The organism is Kitasatospora sp. NPDC086009 (genome assembly GCF_044540385.1).
Classification (GTDB): Bacteria; Actinomycetota; Actinomycetes; order Streptomycetales; family Streptomycetaceae; genus Kitasatospora.
In genome coordinates this window covers 1-11,766 of the sequence record NZ_JBITSA010000034.1, presented here as the reverse complement: position 1 = coordinate 11,766, position 11,766 = coordinate 1, and the positions used below count along the sequence as shown (strand labels likewise).

The 11,766-nt window shown below is 72.7% G+C and carries 12 protein-coding genes; 3 read left to right on the top strand and 9 right to left on the bottom strand.

Annotated features, from left to right (window positions below):
• Positions 1-86: 86 nt before the first annotated feature.
• From ACIF6L_RS37555 to ACIF6L_RS37540, 4 genes are all read right to left on the bottom strand, one after another.
• Positions 87-2,657 carry an ABC transporter permease gene (locus ACIF6L_RS37555; RefSeq protein ID WP_396491806.1) on the bottom strand — a complete coding sequence of 857 codons (2,571 nt, stop codon included), beginning with the start codon at positions 2,655-2,657 and terminating at the stop codon, positions 87-89.
• A 14-nt stretch (positions 2,658-2,671) separates the two neighbouring features.
• Positions 2,672-3,460, bottom strand: a complete 789-nt coding sequence (locus tag ACIF6L_RS37550; protein WP_396491807.1) for an ABC transporter ATP-binding protein — start codon at positions 3,458-3,460, stop codon at positions 2,672-2,674.
• Between the two features lie 324 nt (positions 3,461-3,784).
• Positions 3,785-4,339, bottom strand: a complete 555-nt coding sequence (gene ssuE / locus ACIF6L_RS37545) for an NADPH-dependent FMN reductase (RefSeq protein ID WP_329487938.1) — start codon at positions 4,337-4,339, stop codon at positions 3,785-3,787.
• Between the two features lie 118 nt (positions 4,340-4,457).
• A complete protein-coding gene (locus tag ACIF6L_RS37540; RefSeq protein ID WP_359810240.1) occupies positions 4,458-4,535 on the bottom strand; it encodes a putative leader peptide in 78 nt (25 codons plus the stop codon).
• 294 nt (positions 4,536-4,829) lie between these two features.
• On the opposite strand from ACIF6L_RS37540, the gene ACIF6L_RS37535 reads away from it, so the two are divergent.
• A complete protein-coding gene (locus tag ACIF6L_RS37535) occupies positions 4,830-6,161 on the top strand; it encodes an LCP family protein (protein ID WP_396491808.1) in 1,332 nt (443 codons plus the stop codon).
• Positions 6,162-6,308: 147 nt separating this feature from the next.
• On the opposite strand, the gene ACIF6L_RS37530 is transcribed toward ACIF6L_RS37535, so the two are convergent.
• Both ACIF6L_RS37530 and ACIF6L_RS37525 read right to left on the bottom strand, forming a co-directional pair.
• The gene (locus ACIF6L_RS37530) at positions 6,309-7,145 is read right to left on the bottom strand and encodes an arylamine N-acetyltransferase (RefSeq protein WP_396491809.1); all 837 of its coding nucleotides are present in this window, start codon (positions 7,143-7,145) and stop codon (positions 6,309-6,311) included.
• Between the two features lie 146 nt (positions 7,146-7,291).
• A complete protein-coding gene (locus tag ACIF6L_RS37525; protein WP_329487941.1) occupies positions 7,292-7,786 on the bottom strand; it encodes a peptidylprolyl isomerase in 495 nt (164 codons plus the stop codon).
• A 256-nt stretch (positions 7,787-8,042) separates the two neighbouring features.
• Here ACIF6L_RS37525 and ACIF6L_RS37520 point away from each other — a divergent pair, with 256 nt between their 5' ends.
• Positions 8,043-8,657, top strand: a complete 615-nt coding sequence (locus ACIF6L_RS37520; protein ID WP_396491810.1) for an NAD(P)H-dependent oxidoreductase — start codon at positions 8,043-8,045, stop codon at positions 8,655-8,657.
• A 179-nt stretch (positions 8,658-8,836) separates the two neighbouring features.
• Entirely contained in the window at positions 8,837-9,436 is a 600-nt protein-coding gene (locus ACIF6L_RS37515) for a hypothetical protein (RefSeq protein ID WP_396491811.1), read from the top strand.
• 146 nt (positions 9,437-9,582) lie between these two features.
• On the opposite strand, the gene ACIF6L_RS37510 is transcribed toward ACIF6L_RS37515, so the two are convergent.
• From ACIF6L_RS37510 to ACIF6L_RS37500, 3 genes are all read right to left on the bottom strand, one after another.
• Entirely contained in the window at positions 9,583-10,083 is a 501-nt protein-coding gene (locus ACIF6L_RS37510; protein WP_396491812.1) for a GNAT family N-acetyltransferase, read from the bottom strand.
• 100 nt (positions 10,084-10,183) lie between these two features.
• A complete protein-coding gene (locus ACIF6L_RS37505; protein WP_396491813.1) occupies positions 10,184-11,407 on the bottom strand; it encodes a beta-ketoacyl-[acyl-carrier-protein] synthase family protein in 1,224 nt (407 codons plus the stop codon).
• A gap of 262 nt (positions 11,408-11,669) precedes the next feature.
• Positions 11,670-11,766: acyl-CoA dehydrogenase family protein (locus tag ACIF6L_RS37500; protein WP_157849844.1), on the bottom strand; the 97-nt coding region annotated here is incomplete at its 5' end.

The following is an 11,766-nucleotide window of genomic DNA, read 5'->3' as shown; positions in this document are numbered from 1 at the left end:
CGGGCCGCGGCGCCGGGAACGCCGGCAGGGGCCGGGTGCTGTGACGCACCCGGCCCCTGCCCTCCCCCGATCCCCCGATCCGGGGGTCAGTCCGTCGCGATGGCCGCGAGGACGTTCATCCGACCGGCCCGGAAGGCCGGTACGAGAGCCGCGACCAGGCCGATGACCACCGAGGCGACCAGCGTGACCACGATCGTGCCGGTCGGGACGGCCAGCGTCTCCAGCCCCTGGTCCTTGAGGACCCGCTGACCGGTGATGCCCCAGGCCAGGCCGAGACCGGTCCCGAGGATCGCGCCGAACAGGGCGATCACCACGGACTCCAGCCGGATCATCCGGCGCAGCTGACGCCGGGAGAGCCCGATCGCCCGCAGCAGGCCGATCTCCCGGGTCCGCTCCACCACCGAGAGCGCCAGGGTGTTGACGACGCCGAGCACCGCGACCACGATCGCGAGGCCGAGCATGCCGTAGATGATGTAGAGCAGGGAGTTGACCTGCTCCTGGACGAGGTCCTTGTAGCCGGCCTGGTCCCGCACGGTGACCTGCGGGTACTCCTTGAAGGAGGACTCCAGCGCGGTGAGCGTCCCGGCGACGTCCGAACCGTGCCGGGCCTTGCCGAAGACGACCGCGTCATTGCCCTGGTCGGCGACCGGGACGGCCTTGCCGAGGGTGTCCAGGCCGATGAAGTAGTTGCCGTCGAAGAGCGAGTTGCCCTTGGTCAGGATCACGCCGACCGGCAGGGTCTGGGCGCGGCCCTTGCCGTAGTCGATGCCGATCCGGTCGCCGACCTTGAGACCGTGGTCCGCGGCGAAGGTCTCCCCGACCACGATCGCGCCCTGGCCGAGCGCGTCCGCGCTGCCGGACTTGACCGGGAGCTTGAAGTCCGCGGTGAAGCTCGGCGAGACCGCGGACACGCCCTCCTTGGCCGTCTTGCCGTCCGGGGTGGTGAAGAGCGCCGGTACGAACTGCTGACGGGTGATGTGCTCGATGCCCGGCGTGTTCTCGGCCGCCTTCACCATCTCGGGGGTGAGACCGGTGCGGCCGGCGGAGATGATGTAGTCCGCGCCGACCGACGTGTCGATCTGCTCGTTGGTGGACTTGATCACCGAAGAGGTGAAGACCGAGGCACCGATGACGAGCGCGAGGCCGATCATCAGGGCGCCGGCGGTGGCGCCCGTCCGACGCGGGTTGCGCATCGCGTTGCGCTGGGCGAGCTTGCCGGACGGGCCGAACAGCGCCGGCAGCAGCGCGCCGAGCACCCGGACCACGCTGGTGGCCAGCAGCGGACCGAGGACGACGAAGCCGATCAGGGTGAGCAGCACGCCCAGGCCCAGGTACTGCCCGCCGGTGGCCGCCTTGTCGGCCTTGGCGGCCAGGACGAGCAGGCCGCCGCCGCCGGCGGTCAGCACCAGGCCGATCACCGTGCGCACGAGGTTGGAGCGGCCCTCGGCCGGAGTGCCGTGGTCGCGCAGGGCCGCCATCGGGGCGATCCGGGCGGCCCGGCGGGCCGGGAACCAGGCCGCGACCAGCGTGACCACGATGCCGAGGGCGTAACCGGCGATCGGCACGTCCGCGGTGATCTGGAGGTCCGCGGCGCTGAGGTTCATGCCGATGGCCTTCATCAGCTGGATCAGACCGGCCGCCAGGCCCAGGCCGGCGCCGAGGCCGATGGTCGAACCGAGCACCGCGAGGATCAGCGCCTCGATCAGCACCGAGCGGTTCACCTGCTTGCGGCTGCCGCCGATGGCGCGCAGCAGCCCGATCTCCCGGGTGCGCTGGGCGACCAGCATGGAGAAGGTGTTGATGATCAGGAAGCCGCCGACCAGGGCGGAGATCAGCGCGAAGCCGAGCATCGCGTTCTTCATGAAGCCGAGGAAGGAGCCGACGTCCTTGTTGTTCTCCGCCTTCTGCTCCGCCGCGGTCTTCACCTGGTAGCCGCCGCCGAGCGCGCCGAGGGCGTCCGCCTTCAGCTGCTCGTCGGTGCGGGTGCCGTCGCCGAAGGCCTCGACCGAGGTGTACGCGGTGGTGCCGAGCAGCACCTGCTGGGCGGTCGCGGTGTCCAGGAAGGCGAGCGCCGCGCCCGGGTTGGTGGTCTTGAAGGTCGCGATGCCGGCGATGGTGAAGTCGTGCTTGCCGCTGCCGGCGATCACCCGCAGCTTGCCGCCGAGGCCGAGGCCGGCCTTCTTGGCGGTGTCCGCGTCCAGCACGGCCTGGTCGGCGCCCTGCGGGGTGTGCCCCGAGGTGATCTCCACCGAATTGCGCGGCGTCTCCGTCCAGTTGCCCGTCAGGGTGGGCGCGCCGCTGGTCGGGCCGATCGCCTTGTTGGTGGCCGGGTCGACCAGGACGGCGTCCTGGGTGAACACCTGCCCGACCGCGGTCCGCACCCCCGGGGTGGCGGCGATCCGCTGCACGGTGTCGACCGGGAGGGTCGCCACCTTGCCGCCGGGGGCGTCGTCGTCGCCGTCGATCCCGGCCTTGGCGGGCTGGACGGAGATGTCGGAGGCGGTCGAGGCGAAGAGCCGGTCGAAGGTGCTGGTGGCGGTGTTGGAGAACACCAGCGTGCCGGACACGAACGCGACCGAGAGGACGATCGCGAGCAGCGAGAGCACCATCCGCCCCTTGTGGGCGAGGAAGGTTCTCAGTGAGGTCTTGAGCAGCATGTCCCGGTCCCCGCTCAGCTCGTGCGCTTGCCGTCGAAACGGCGCATGCGTTCGAGGACGGAGTCGGCGGTGGGGGCGTGCATCTCGTCGACGATGACGCCGTCCGCGAGGAAGAGCACGCGGTCCGCGTAGCCGGCGGCCACCGGGTCGTGGGTGACCATGACGATGGTCTGGCCCAGTTCGTCCACCGAGCGCCGCAGGAAGGTCAGCACCTCGGCGCCGGCCCGGGAGTCGAGGTTGCCGGTGGGCTCGTCGCCGAAGATGATCTCGGGGCGGGCGGCCAGGGCCCGGGCGACCGCGACGCGCTGCTGCTGGCCGCCGGAGAGCTGCGCCGGGCGGTGCTTGAGGCGCCCGGCCAGGCCGACGGTCTCGACGACCTGGTCCAGCCAGGCGGTGTCCGGCTTGCGGCCGGCGATGTCCATCGGGAGCGTGATGTTCTCCAGCGCGTTCAGCGTGGGGAGGAGGTTGAACGCCTGGAAGATGAAGCCGATCTTGTCCCGGCGCAACCTGGTGAGCTGCTTGTCCTTCAGGCCGGTGATCTCGGTGTCGCCGATCCAGATCCGGCCGTCGGTGACGGTGTCCAGGCCGGCCAGGCAGTGCATCAGGGTCGACTTGCCGGAGCCCGAGGGGCCCATGATCGCGGTGAAGCGGCCGCGCTGGATGTCGACGTCCACCGCGTTCAGTGCGGTGACCCTGGTCTCGGCCGTGCCGTAGGCCTTGGTCACCTGACGGGCCGAGGCGGCCACGGCGGCGGCGCCGCCGGGAAGCTGGGGGTTGTACACGGCTGCTGCTGCCGTCGTCACTGGATTCTCCTCAGAAGTGGGCCCACCCGTTGACTCCAGCCTCGTCGCTCCCACCTGCCCGCGAAATGGTGCAGGAGAGAGTTCTTGACCGGTAGTCAGCCCCACCCACCCGGTGTGTCCAGGACCCTCCGGTTCACCGGAACCTCGGTCCTGATCCGCACGAGCGGGGATGTGATCCACGTTAGGAGCGGCGAGCGAACCGCTCGTCATCCGCCGGTATGAAGCGGCCCAACCGTAGTTGTACGGGGCGCGGCGCCCCTCCCCCTAGGGGTCGCCGCCACCCTTCTCGGGGTCGGCCCGTACGGGACCGTGCCGCAGGCCCCGTCAGCCGGCGAAGGCCGGAGTGGCGAGCCGCTCCAGCGCCGTCGCGAAGGCCTCCACCACGGGCGTGAGCAGCACGTCCGTCTCGCGCTCGATCACGGTCGCGCCGTCCTCCCGGACGGTGATGTGACGGTCGAGCACGAACCAGCCCTGGGTGATGTGGCCGGCGCCCATCGAGCTGAGCACCGGACGCAGCGCGTAGTCGACGGCCAGCACGTGCGCGGTGGAGCCGCCGGTGGCCAGCGGCAGGACGGCCTTGCCGGTCAGCGCGTACTGCGGCAGCACGTCGAGCAGGGTCTTCAGCAGACCCGAGTAGGCCGCCTTGTAGACCGGCGTGCCGATCACCACGCCGTCCGCCCGGGCGAAGAGCTCCAGCGCGGCGACTATCTCGGGATGGGAGAAGTCCGCCGAGAGCAGGGCGTGCGCGGGCAGACTGCGCACCTCGAACGGGACGACCCGGTGACCTCGGGCTTCGAGCTGCGCGTCGACGTGGCGCAGCAGGCGGGTGGTGCGGGAGGTCGCGGACGGCGAGCCGGAAACGGACAGGACGGTGGCCATGGGTTCACCTCGGGGCAGGAAGCGGGGACGGCGCTACGACAGCGGAGAGCACGCCACGCGGGCGGCGGGAAACGCTGGAGAGGGGTGTGCGGGGAGGAGAGGGTTCGACGGGCGCGCGTCAGCCACGACAGAGCGAACAGGACACACGCTGAAGGTCGACGTGCCGCCGACGCGTGAGGGTCCATCGCTGATCCATGGCAGTCATGCAAACACGCGCTGTTCGAACCGGTCAAGGATCGTTCCGGCTGGTGAACACAGGGTGAGACGGATGGTGAGACGGGCGGCGGGCGGACGGGGGCGGCGGCGGCAGCCGGCGCGGCGCCGTCCGCCACCCTCCGTAGGGCGGCCGTGAGCCCGCCGTGAGCCCGCCGCGCACCCGCGCGGGAACGTGCGGCGGAACGATCCGGCGCGTGCATCAAAACTGCTACAAGGGCCCCGGTGGGGGCCCCGGGGGGAGTCACCGCACCCGGCGTCGGGCATTCTCTCCCACATGAACACGTGGCAGGAGGGCCGCCCGGGCGGCGGTGGCAACGGCGGCGGCGCGTACGGGCGCGGCGGTGGCAACGCGGCCGAGCCGCCGCTGCCGGCTGGGCTGAACCCCCGCGGCCCGGGGGCCCCGGCGCCGCGACAGCCGCAGGAGTACGGCCAGGCGCAGCCGCCGGCCCAGGCACCCGGCTACGGGTCCGCGCAGGGCTACGGGCAGCCGCAGTCGTACGGGCAGCCGGGCGGCCGTCCCGGCGTGCCCGCGCAGGGCCGCCGGGCGCCCGGCGGCCCCGGCGCGCCCGGCGGGCCGATAACCCCGGGCGGTACCCAGCCGCCCGCTGCCCGGCCCTCGCGCTGGCCGCGGCGCCGGATCGTCAAGTGGTCGGTGTTCGGCGTCCTGATCGCCGTCATGGTCACCGCCGTCTCGACCTGGTTCTGGGCCGACTCCAAGCTGAACCACGAGAACGTGCTCGCCGACTACCCCGGCCGCCCCGCCGCCGGGAAGGGCACCAACTGGCTGATCGTCGGCTCCGACAGCCGCAACGGGCTCTCCGACTCCCAGGAGGAGGACCTGCACACCGGCCACGCCGGCGGCAAGCGCAGCGACTCGATGATGATCCTGCACATCGGGGACGGCGGGAACACCCTGATGAGCATCCCGCGCGACTCCTGGGTGCCGATCCCCGAGCACACCGGCGACAACGGGAAGCCGGTCAAGGCGACCACCTCGAAGATCAATTCGGCCTTCGCGTCGGGCGGCGGCAAGCTGCTCGCGCAGACCGTCGAGCTCAACACCGGCCTGCGCATCGACCACTACGCCGAGATCGGCTTCGCCGGCTTCGTGGGCATCGTGGACTCGGTCGGCGGTGTCGACATGTGCATCGACCAGGACGTCAAGGACAAGGACTCCGGCCTCGACCTGAAGGCCGGCTGCCAGAGCCTGACCGGCACCCAGGCCCTCGCCTTCGTGCGCCAGCGCCACCAGATGGCCGACCAGGACCTCGGCCGGATGCGCAACCAGCAGAAGTTCCTCGGCGCGCTGGCCAAGCAGGCCGCCTCCCCCGCCACCGTGCTGAACCCGTTCACCTTCTACCCGCTGGTGGACTCCGGCCTCGGCACCCTGATCGTCGACGACGACGCCGGCCTGACCGACCTCGGCTCGCTCTTCCTCGCCATGAAGGACGTCAACGGCGGCGACGGCAAGAGCATCACCGTCCCGATCGCCAACCCGGACTTCCGGACCAACACCGGCGAGTCGGCGGTCAAGTGGGACAGCGCCAAAGCCAAGCAGGTCTTCGACGCCTTCAAGAACGACACCGCCGTACCGGACGTGAAGTGACACCGCCGGCCTCCGTGAGGCGCTGCGACGGGCCGGCCACCATGCGTGGACGTCTCTCGTCACCGCGCTGATCCACCGCCGCCGTCACCGCCTGGGGCTGCGGGAGGACGCCTGGCGGCCGGCCGCCGCCCGGCCGGGCCGCACCGCCTAGGTATCCTCCGGCCGCGGTCGGGCGGCGGGCGCCGGGGGCACCGGCAGGCGGTCGAGGGTGATGCCGAAGTGCTCGCGGTAGGCGGCCAGGGCGCCGGCCTCGTCGAGGTCCTCCTCGGTGCGCGCGCCGTCCGGGCCGGTACGGATCAGCCGGACGCCGCCGAGGGTGATCCGGCCGCCGTCCCGGGTGAGCCGCGAGCAGGTCGACGAGCGGGTGAAGTGGGAGTCCGGCGAGGTGGTCTGCCACCAGCAGGTGGGCACGAAGTCGGCCAGCCGATGGGGGCGCAGGCCGAGCCGGTACTCCGGCCGGCCGTCCAGCAGCACGTCGAGCTCGTCGTCGGCGTGCGGGACCAGGGTGAACTCGCCGCCGGGTTCGCGCTGCGGGCCGCGCTCGTCCAGGCGCAGCGGGAAGTGGCTGAACCGGCCGAAGCCGACGTCGGCCAGCCAGGGCTCGGCCAGGTCGACCCGCAGGGCGAGGTGGTCGAACGGCGGGCCGGGCCGGTCCCCGTCGAAGGCCCGGGCGCCGAGCAGGTCCACCCGGTAGCCGAGCGCCCGCAGCAGCGCGGCGAACAGGCCGTTGAGTTCGTAGCAGAAGCCGCCGCGGCGCCGGGTGACGAGCTTGGCGAACAGCGTGCCGGGGTCGAGGACGACGGGCTCCCCGAGCCCGATGCCCAGGTTCTCGAAGGGCACGGTGCCGAGGTGCGCGCGGTGCAGCTCGGCGAGGGCGGCGGGCGAGGGCCGGCCGGGGCGCGGCAGGCCGATCCGCGCCAGGTAGGCGTCCACCTGGGTGCCGGTGAGGCCGTCGACGGCCGGGGGGTGATCCACGGTGTCCATTCCAGCGGGCCGGCGGGGAGCCGGGCCATCGGTCGTTGGACGTAGGGCTCAGGTCGCGCGGCCGGTCGTACCGGGCCGGGATGTGCGAGGAGCAGGAAGTCGGCCCGGCCGACTTCCTGCTCCTGGGCTCGTCAGGGAGTCGGACCTCAGGCCACGATGCCCGAGTCGGCGATGGTGATCTTCGCCGAGGTACGGCCGCTCTGCGAACCGTAGGACTCGATCTTCGTCACGAGGTCGAGGTTCTCGACGACCTCGCCGAAGACGACGTGCTTGCCGTCCAGCCAGTCGGTCACGATGGTGGTGATGAAGAACTGCGAGCCGTTGGTGTTGCGGCCCGCGTTCGCCATCGAGAGCTGGCCCGGCTTGGTGTGCTTGAGGGTGAAGTTCTCGTCCGCGAACTTCTCGCCGTAGATGCTCTTGCCGCCGGTGCCGTCACCGCGGGTGAAGTCACCGCCCTGCAGCATGAAGCCCGGGATGACGCGGTGGAACGAGGAGCCCTTGAAGCCGAAGCCGTGCTCGCCCGTGGCCAGCTCGCGGAAGTTCTTGGCGGTCTTCGGGACGATGTCGTCGAAGAGCTTGAAGACGATGCGCCCGGCCGGCTCGTCGTTGATGGTGATGTCGAAGTAAACGTTGGAACCCATGCAGGGATCATGGCATGCCGCCCCCCGGTACGCGCGACGGCCCCGTAAATCGTCCGGTCGCCGGGCGTGCCGCGGCTCCGGACCGGCCTCGACAGGGGCCGGCGGCGGGTGGCAGGGCGACCGGGGTGGTCCCGGTGGCGGTGGCGGTCCCCGGCGGCACGCTCGCGCGGGGAGTCCGGCCAGGTCCCGGGCCCGCACCCCGCCGGGCGGTCCCCTAACATCGCCCTCAGGTCAACCGACAAGGGGGGAACGGGACATGAGCGTGACGACGGAGACGGGGCGGATCGGCGTCTATCTGGCGCACCCGCGACCGGGCAGCTTCAACCACGCGCTGTTCGACGCCGTGGTGGACGAACTGCGCGGACGCGGCCACGAGGTGCTCGCGCACGATCTCTGCGCGGAGGGGTTCGAACCCGCGCTGGCCGCCGGGGAGACCGAGACGGTCGACGCCGCGGCGGAGCCGGCCGATCCGCGACTGGCCCTGCACCGGGCGGAGGTGGCCACCCTGGACGCGCTCGTCCTGATCCACCCCAACTGGTGGGGCATGCCGCCGGCCGTCCTGACCGGGTGGGTGCAGCGGGTGCTCGTGCCCGGCGTGGCGTACAAGCTCGGCGCGGCGGACGGCGAGCCGGCCGGGCTGCTCCGCGCCGGGCGGGCCCTGGTGCTGAACACCTCCGACACCCCTGAGGAGCGCGAGCGGGCCGAGTTCGGTGATCCGCTGGAGCGGATCTGGGCCGCCTGCGTGCTGCCCTACGTCGGCGTGACGGACGTGCGGCGGACCGTCTTCCGCACGGTGACGGACTCGGCCGACGCCGTCCGCGCGCAGTGGCTGCGCCAGGCGCGGCAGGAGGCGGCGGCGCTGATCGGCTGAGGCGGGTCGGAGCCCCGACACGGGCCGGAGTGGACGGCGGTGGTCGCCGCGACCGACCGGGCCGCCGTACCGGGGTGGCGGCGCGGCCGTCCGTGCTAGAACCGGCGGCGGCAGCGGGCGCGCACGCGCCCGGCGCCACCGTGCGATCCCATGTCACCGACCGCTTCCCCGGGAGACCCATGTCCGCCGCACGCACCGCCCGCACCGGCCCGATCCGCCCGCTCCTGGCCGCCTTCGCGGCCCTGGCGCTCCTGCTCACCGGGGCCGCCACCGCGACCACCGCCGCCGCGGCCACCACCGGACTCGACGGGGCCTGGGCGTGCGACGTCCCGGCCGGGTACGTCTACGACCAGGTGGCCATGAACCGGGCGTGCAGCTCCGGCAGCTGGAACGCACCGCAGTTCCACCTGCGGACGCCCGTCGACGGACTGACCGCCTGCAAGAGCTCGCCCGGGTTCGTCTACGACGCCATCACCTGGGGCAGCGCCTGCAGCCAGCAGCCCGGCGTGACCTCCAACGCGTACCACCTGCGGACGCCGGTGGACGGCCTCACCGCCTGTATGGGCACCCCGGCGTTCACCTACGACCGGATCACCTACACGAGCGCCTGCAGCCTCCAGCCCGGCGTCCAGGCCACCACCTTCCACCTCCGCAAGCCGGTCAACGGCCTCTGGGCGTGCACCGTCCCGTCCGGGTTCACGTACAGCCAGAGCACCCAGAACACCGACTGCAGCTACACCCAGGGTGTCCCGTCCACCAAGTACCTGCTGCTGGGCTGAGGCGCCGCGCACCGCCGGAGCAGGAAGTCGGCCGGGCCGACTTCCTGCTCCGCACTTCTTAACGGGGACACCTCGGACGGCCCGATCTCCGGCCCCCGCCCCCCGGCTCGGCGGGCACCGGCGGGCCTGACTTCCGCCCGCCGGCCTCAGGCGCCCGAGGGCTCGGCGCCGGAGAGGTCGAGTTCCGCCACCTCCTGGTCGCCGCTGAGTTCGCCGGTGGGGCGGAACCCGAGGCGCCGGTAGAACGCGGCCGGGCCGTGGTCGCCGGGCACGTAGGTGACCGTCACCCGGTCGCCGCCGCGGCGGCGGATCTCGGCGCAGACCTGCTCGACCGCGAAGCGGCCGTAGCCCCGGCCCTGCTCGTCGGCGGCGATGTTGAGGCGCCAGAGGCCGGAGCGGAGCCGGTCTCCGGGCCGGTCGGGCCGGAAGGCGATGTCGAAGAACGCCATCACGAACCCGACCGCGCGGTCGCCGTCGAAGAGCACCCGGGGCCAGGCGGTGTCGCCGTGCGCGTACGCCTCGGCCAGGGACTTGGCGACCGGCGAGACCAGCTGCTCCTGGTCCGGGCGCACCTTCAGTTCGAGCGCGGCGTCGACGGTGGCGGGGGTGACCTTCTCCAGTCGGAGGGTCGGCGATGACGTAGACATGGCGACCACCCTAGGGCGGGCCCGGCGAACCGTCTCCCGGGTTTCGCCGGGCCCGCCCCCCACTGCCCGGAGCCGGGCCTCCCGGAGCCCCCGCCGGACCTCACGGCGCCGGGGTGAAGACCAGCGTCGCGTTGTGGCCCCCGAACCCGAAGGAGTTGGTGAGCGCGGCGGTCAGCGCGCCCCGGCGCGGGGCACCGGTGACCACGTCCAGCTTCACGGCCGGGTCGACGGTGTCGAGGTTCCGGGTGGCCGGGACCACGCCGTCGCGCAGGGCGAGGACGGCGGCGAGGGCGCCGATCGCCCCGGCCGCGCCGAACAGGTGGCCGGTCATCGACTTGGTCGCCGTGACGACCGGGTGGAGCCCGATCGCCTCGGCCACCGACTCGGCCTCGACCAGATCGCCCAGCGGGGTCGAGGTGGCGTGGGCGTGCACGTGCGCGATGTCGGCCGGCGCCAGGCCCGCCTCGGCCACCGCCCGGCGCATCGCCCGGACCTGGCCCTCGGCCGCGGCCGCGGTGATGTGGAACGCGTCCGAGGTGACCGCCGCGCCGGCGAGCGTGGCGTGCGCCCGGGCCGAGCGGGCCGCGGCGAACCCGGCCCGCTCCAGGACGACCACCACCGACCCCTCACCGATCACGAAGCCGTCCCGGCCCGCGTCGAACGGGCGGGAGGCCAGTTCGGGCTCGTCGTTGCGGGTGGAGTGGGCCTTGGCCTGGGCGAACCCGGCCAGCGTGAGCGGGCAGACGCAGGCCTCGGCGCCACCCGCGACCACCACGTCCGCCCGGCCGAGCCGGATGAGGTCCAGGCCCATCGCGATCGCCTCGGCGCCGGACGCGCAGGCGCTCACCGGTGTGTGCGCGCCGGCCCGCGCGCCCAGTTCGATGCTGACCCAGGCCGCCGGGCCGTTCGCCATCAGCATCGGCACCGTGTGCGGGGAGACCTTGCGGACCCCGGAGGCCTCCAGCACGTCGTCCTGCCCGAGCATGGTGAGCGCGCCGCCGGTACCGGTGCCGATCACCACGGCCAGCCGCTCCGGATCCACCTCGGGCGTGCCCGCGTCGGCCCAGGCCTGCCGGGCGGCGATCAGCGCCACCTGCTCGCAGCGGTCCATCCGCCGGGCCTGCACCCGGTCCAGCACCTCGGACGGCTCGACCGCCAGCCGCCCGGCTATCCGCACCGGCAGCCCGGCCGCCCACTCGTCCTCGATCGCCCGGATGCCCGACCGCCCGGCCAGCATCCCGGCCCAGGTCGAGGCGACGTCCCCGCCGAGCGGCGTCGTCGCGCCGAGCCCGGTGACCACCACGCGGTCGTCGTCAGCACTCATCGACCGAACCCCCTGCTTGTTGTGGAGATTGTGAGAGAACCACAACTCCCCGCGCCGGTGAGCACGGGGAGTCGCGGACTCATCTGCCACTGTGCCAGGGCATTGATGGTCATTCAGATGTGCAACGCAACCGATTCGACCACGAGCTCTTTGTAGGGTTTATCCATGATCTCAGGTCACCGGCTCAGGGGTCACCAGCTCACGGGTCACCAGCTCGGGGCGCACGAGCTCCGAGGCCATGTGCCCAGGTCGCCGGCTCCGGTCACGGCAGGTTGCGGGCCATCACGATCCGCTGGACCTGGTTGGTGCCCTCGTAGATCTGCGTGATCTTCGCGTCCCGCATCATCCGCTCCACCGGG

Bases quoted from the DNA above. Each gene is read 5' to 3' on its own strand.
- ACIF6L_RS37515 (WP_396491811.1), top strand. From the start codon at position 8,837: ATGTCCGCCGCACGCACCGCCCGCACCGGCCCGATCCGCCCGCTCCTG.
- ssuE (WP_329487938.1), bottom strand. From the start codon at position 4,339: ATGGCCACCGTCCTGTCCGTTTCCGGCTCGCCGTCCGCGACCTCCCGC.
- ACIF6L_RS37505 (WP_396491813.1), bottom strand. From the start codon at position 11,407: ATGAGTGCTGACGACGACCGCGTGGTGGTCACCGGGCTCGGCGCGACG.
- ACIF6L_RS37535 (WP_396491808.1), top strand. From the start codon at position 4,830: ATGAACACGTGGCAGGAGGGCCGCCCGGGCGGCGGTGGCAACGGCGGC.
- ACIF6L_RS37540 (WP_359810240.1), bottom strand. From the start codon at position 4,535: ATGGATCAGCGATGGACCCTCACGCGTCGGCGGCACGTCGACCTTCAG.
- ACIF6L_RS37530 (WP_396491809.1), bottom strand. From the start codon at position 7,145: ATGGACACCGTGGATCACCCCCCGGCCGTCGACGGCCTCACCGGCACC.
- ACIF6L_RS37525 (WP_329487941.1), bottom strand. From the start codon at position 7,786: ATGGGTTCCAACGTTTACTTCGACATCACCATCAACGACGAGCCGGCC.
- ACIF6L_RS37520 (WP_396491810.1), top strand. From the start codon at position 8,043: ATGAGCGTGACGACGGAGACGGGGCGGATCGGCGTCTATCTGGCGCAC.
- ACIF6L_RS37510 (WP_396491812.1), bottom strand. From the start codon at position 10,083: ATGTCTACGTCATCGCCGACCCTCCGACTGGAGAAGGTCACCCCCGCC.
- ACIF6L_RS37555 (WP_396491806.1), bottom strand. From the start codon at position 2,657: ATGCTGCTCAAGACCTCACTGAGAACCTTCCTCGCCCACAAGGGGCGG.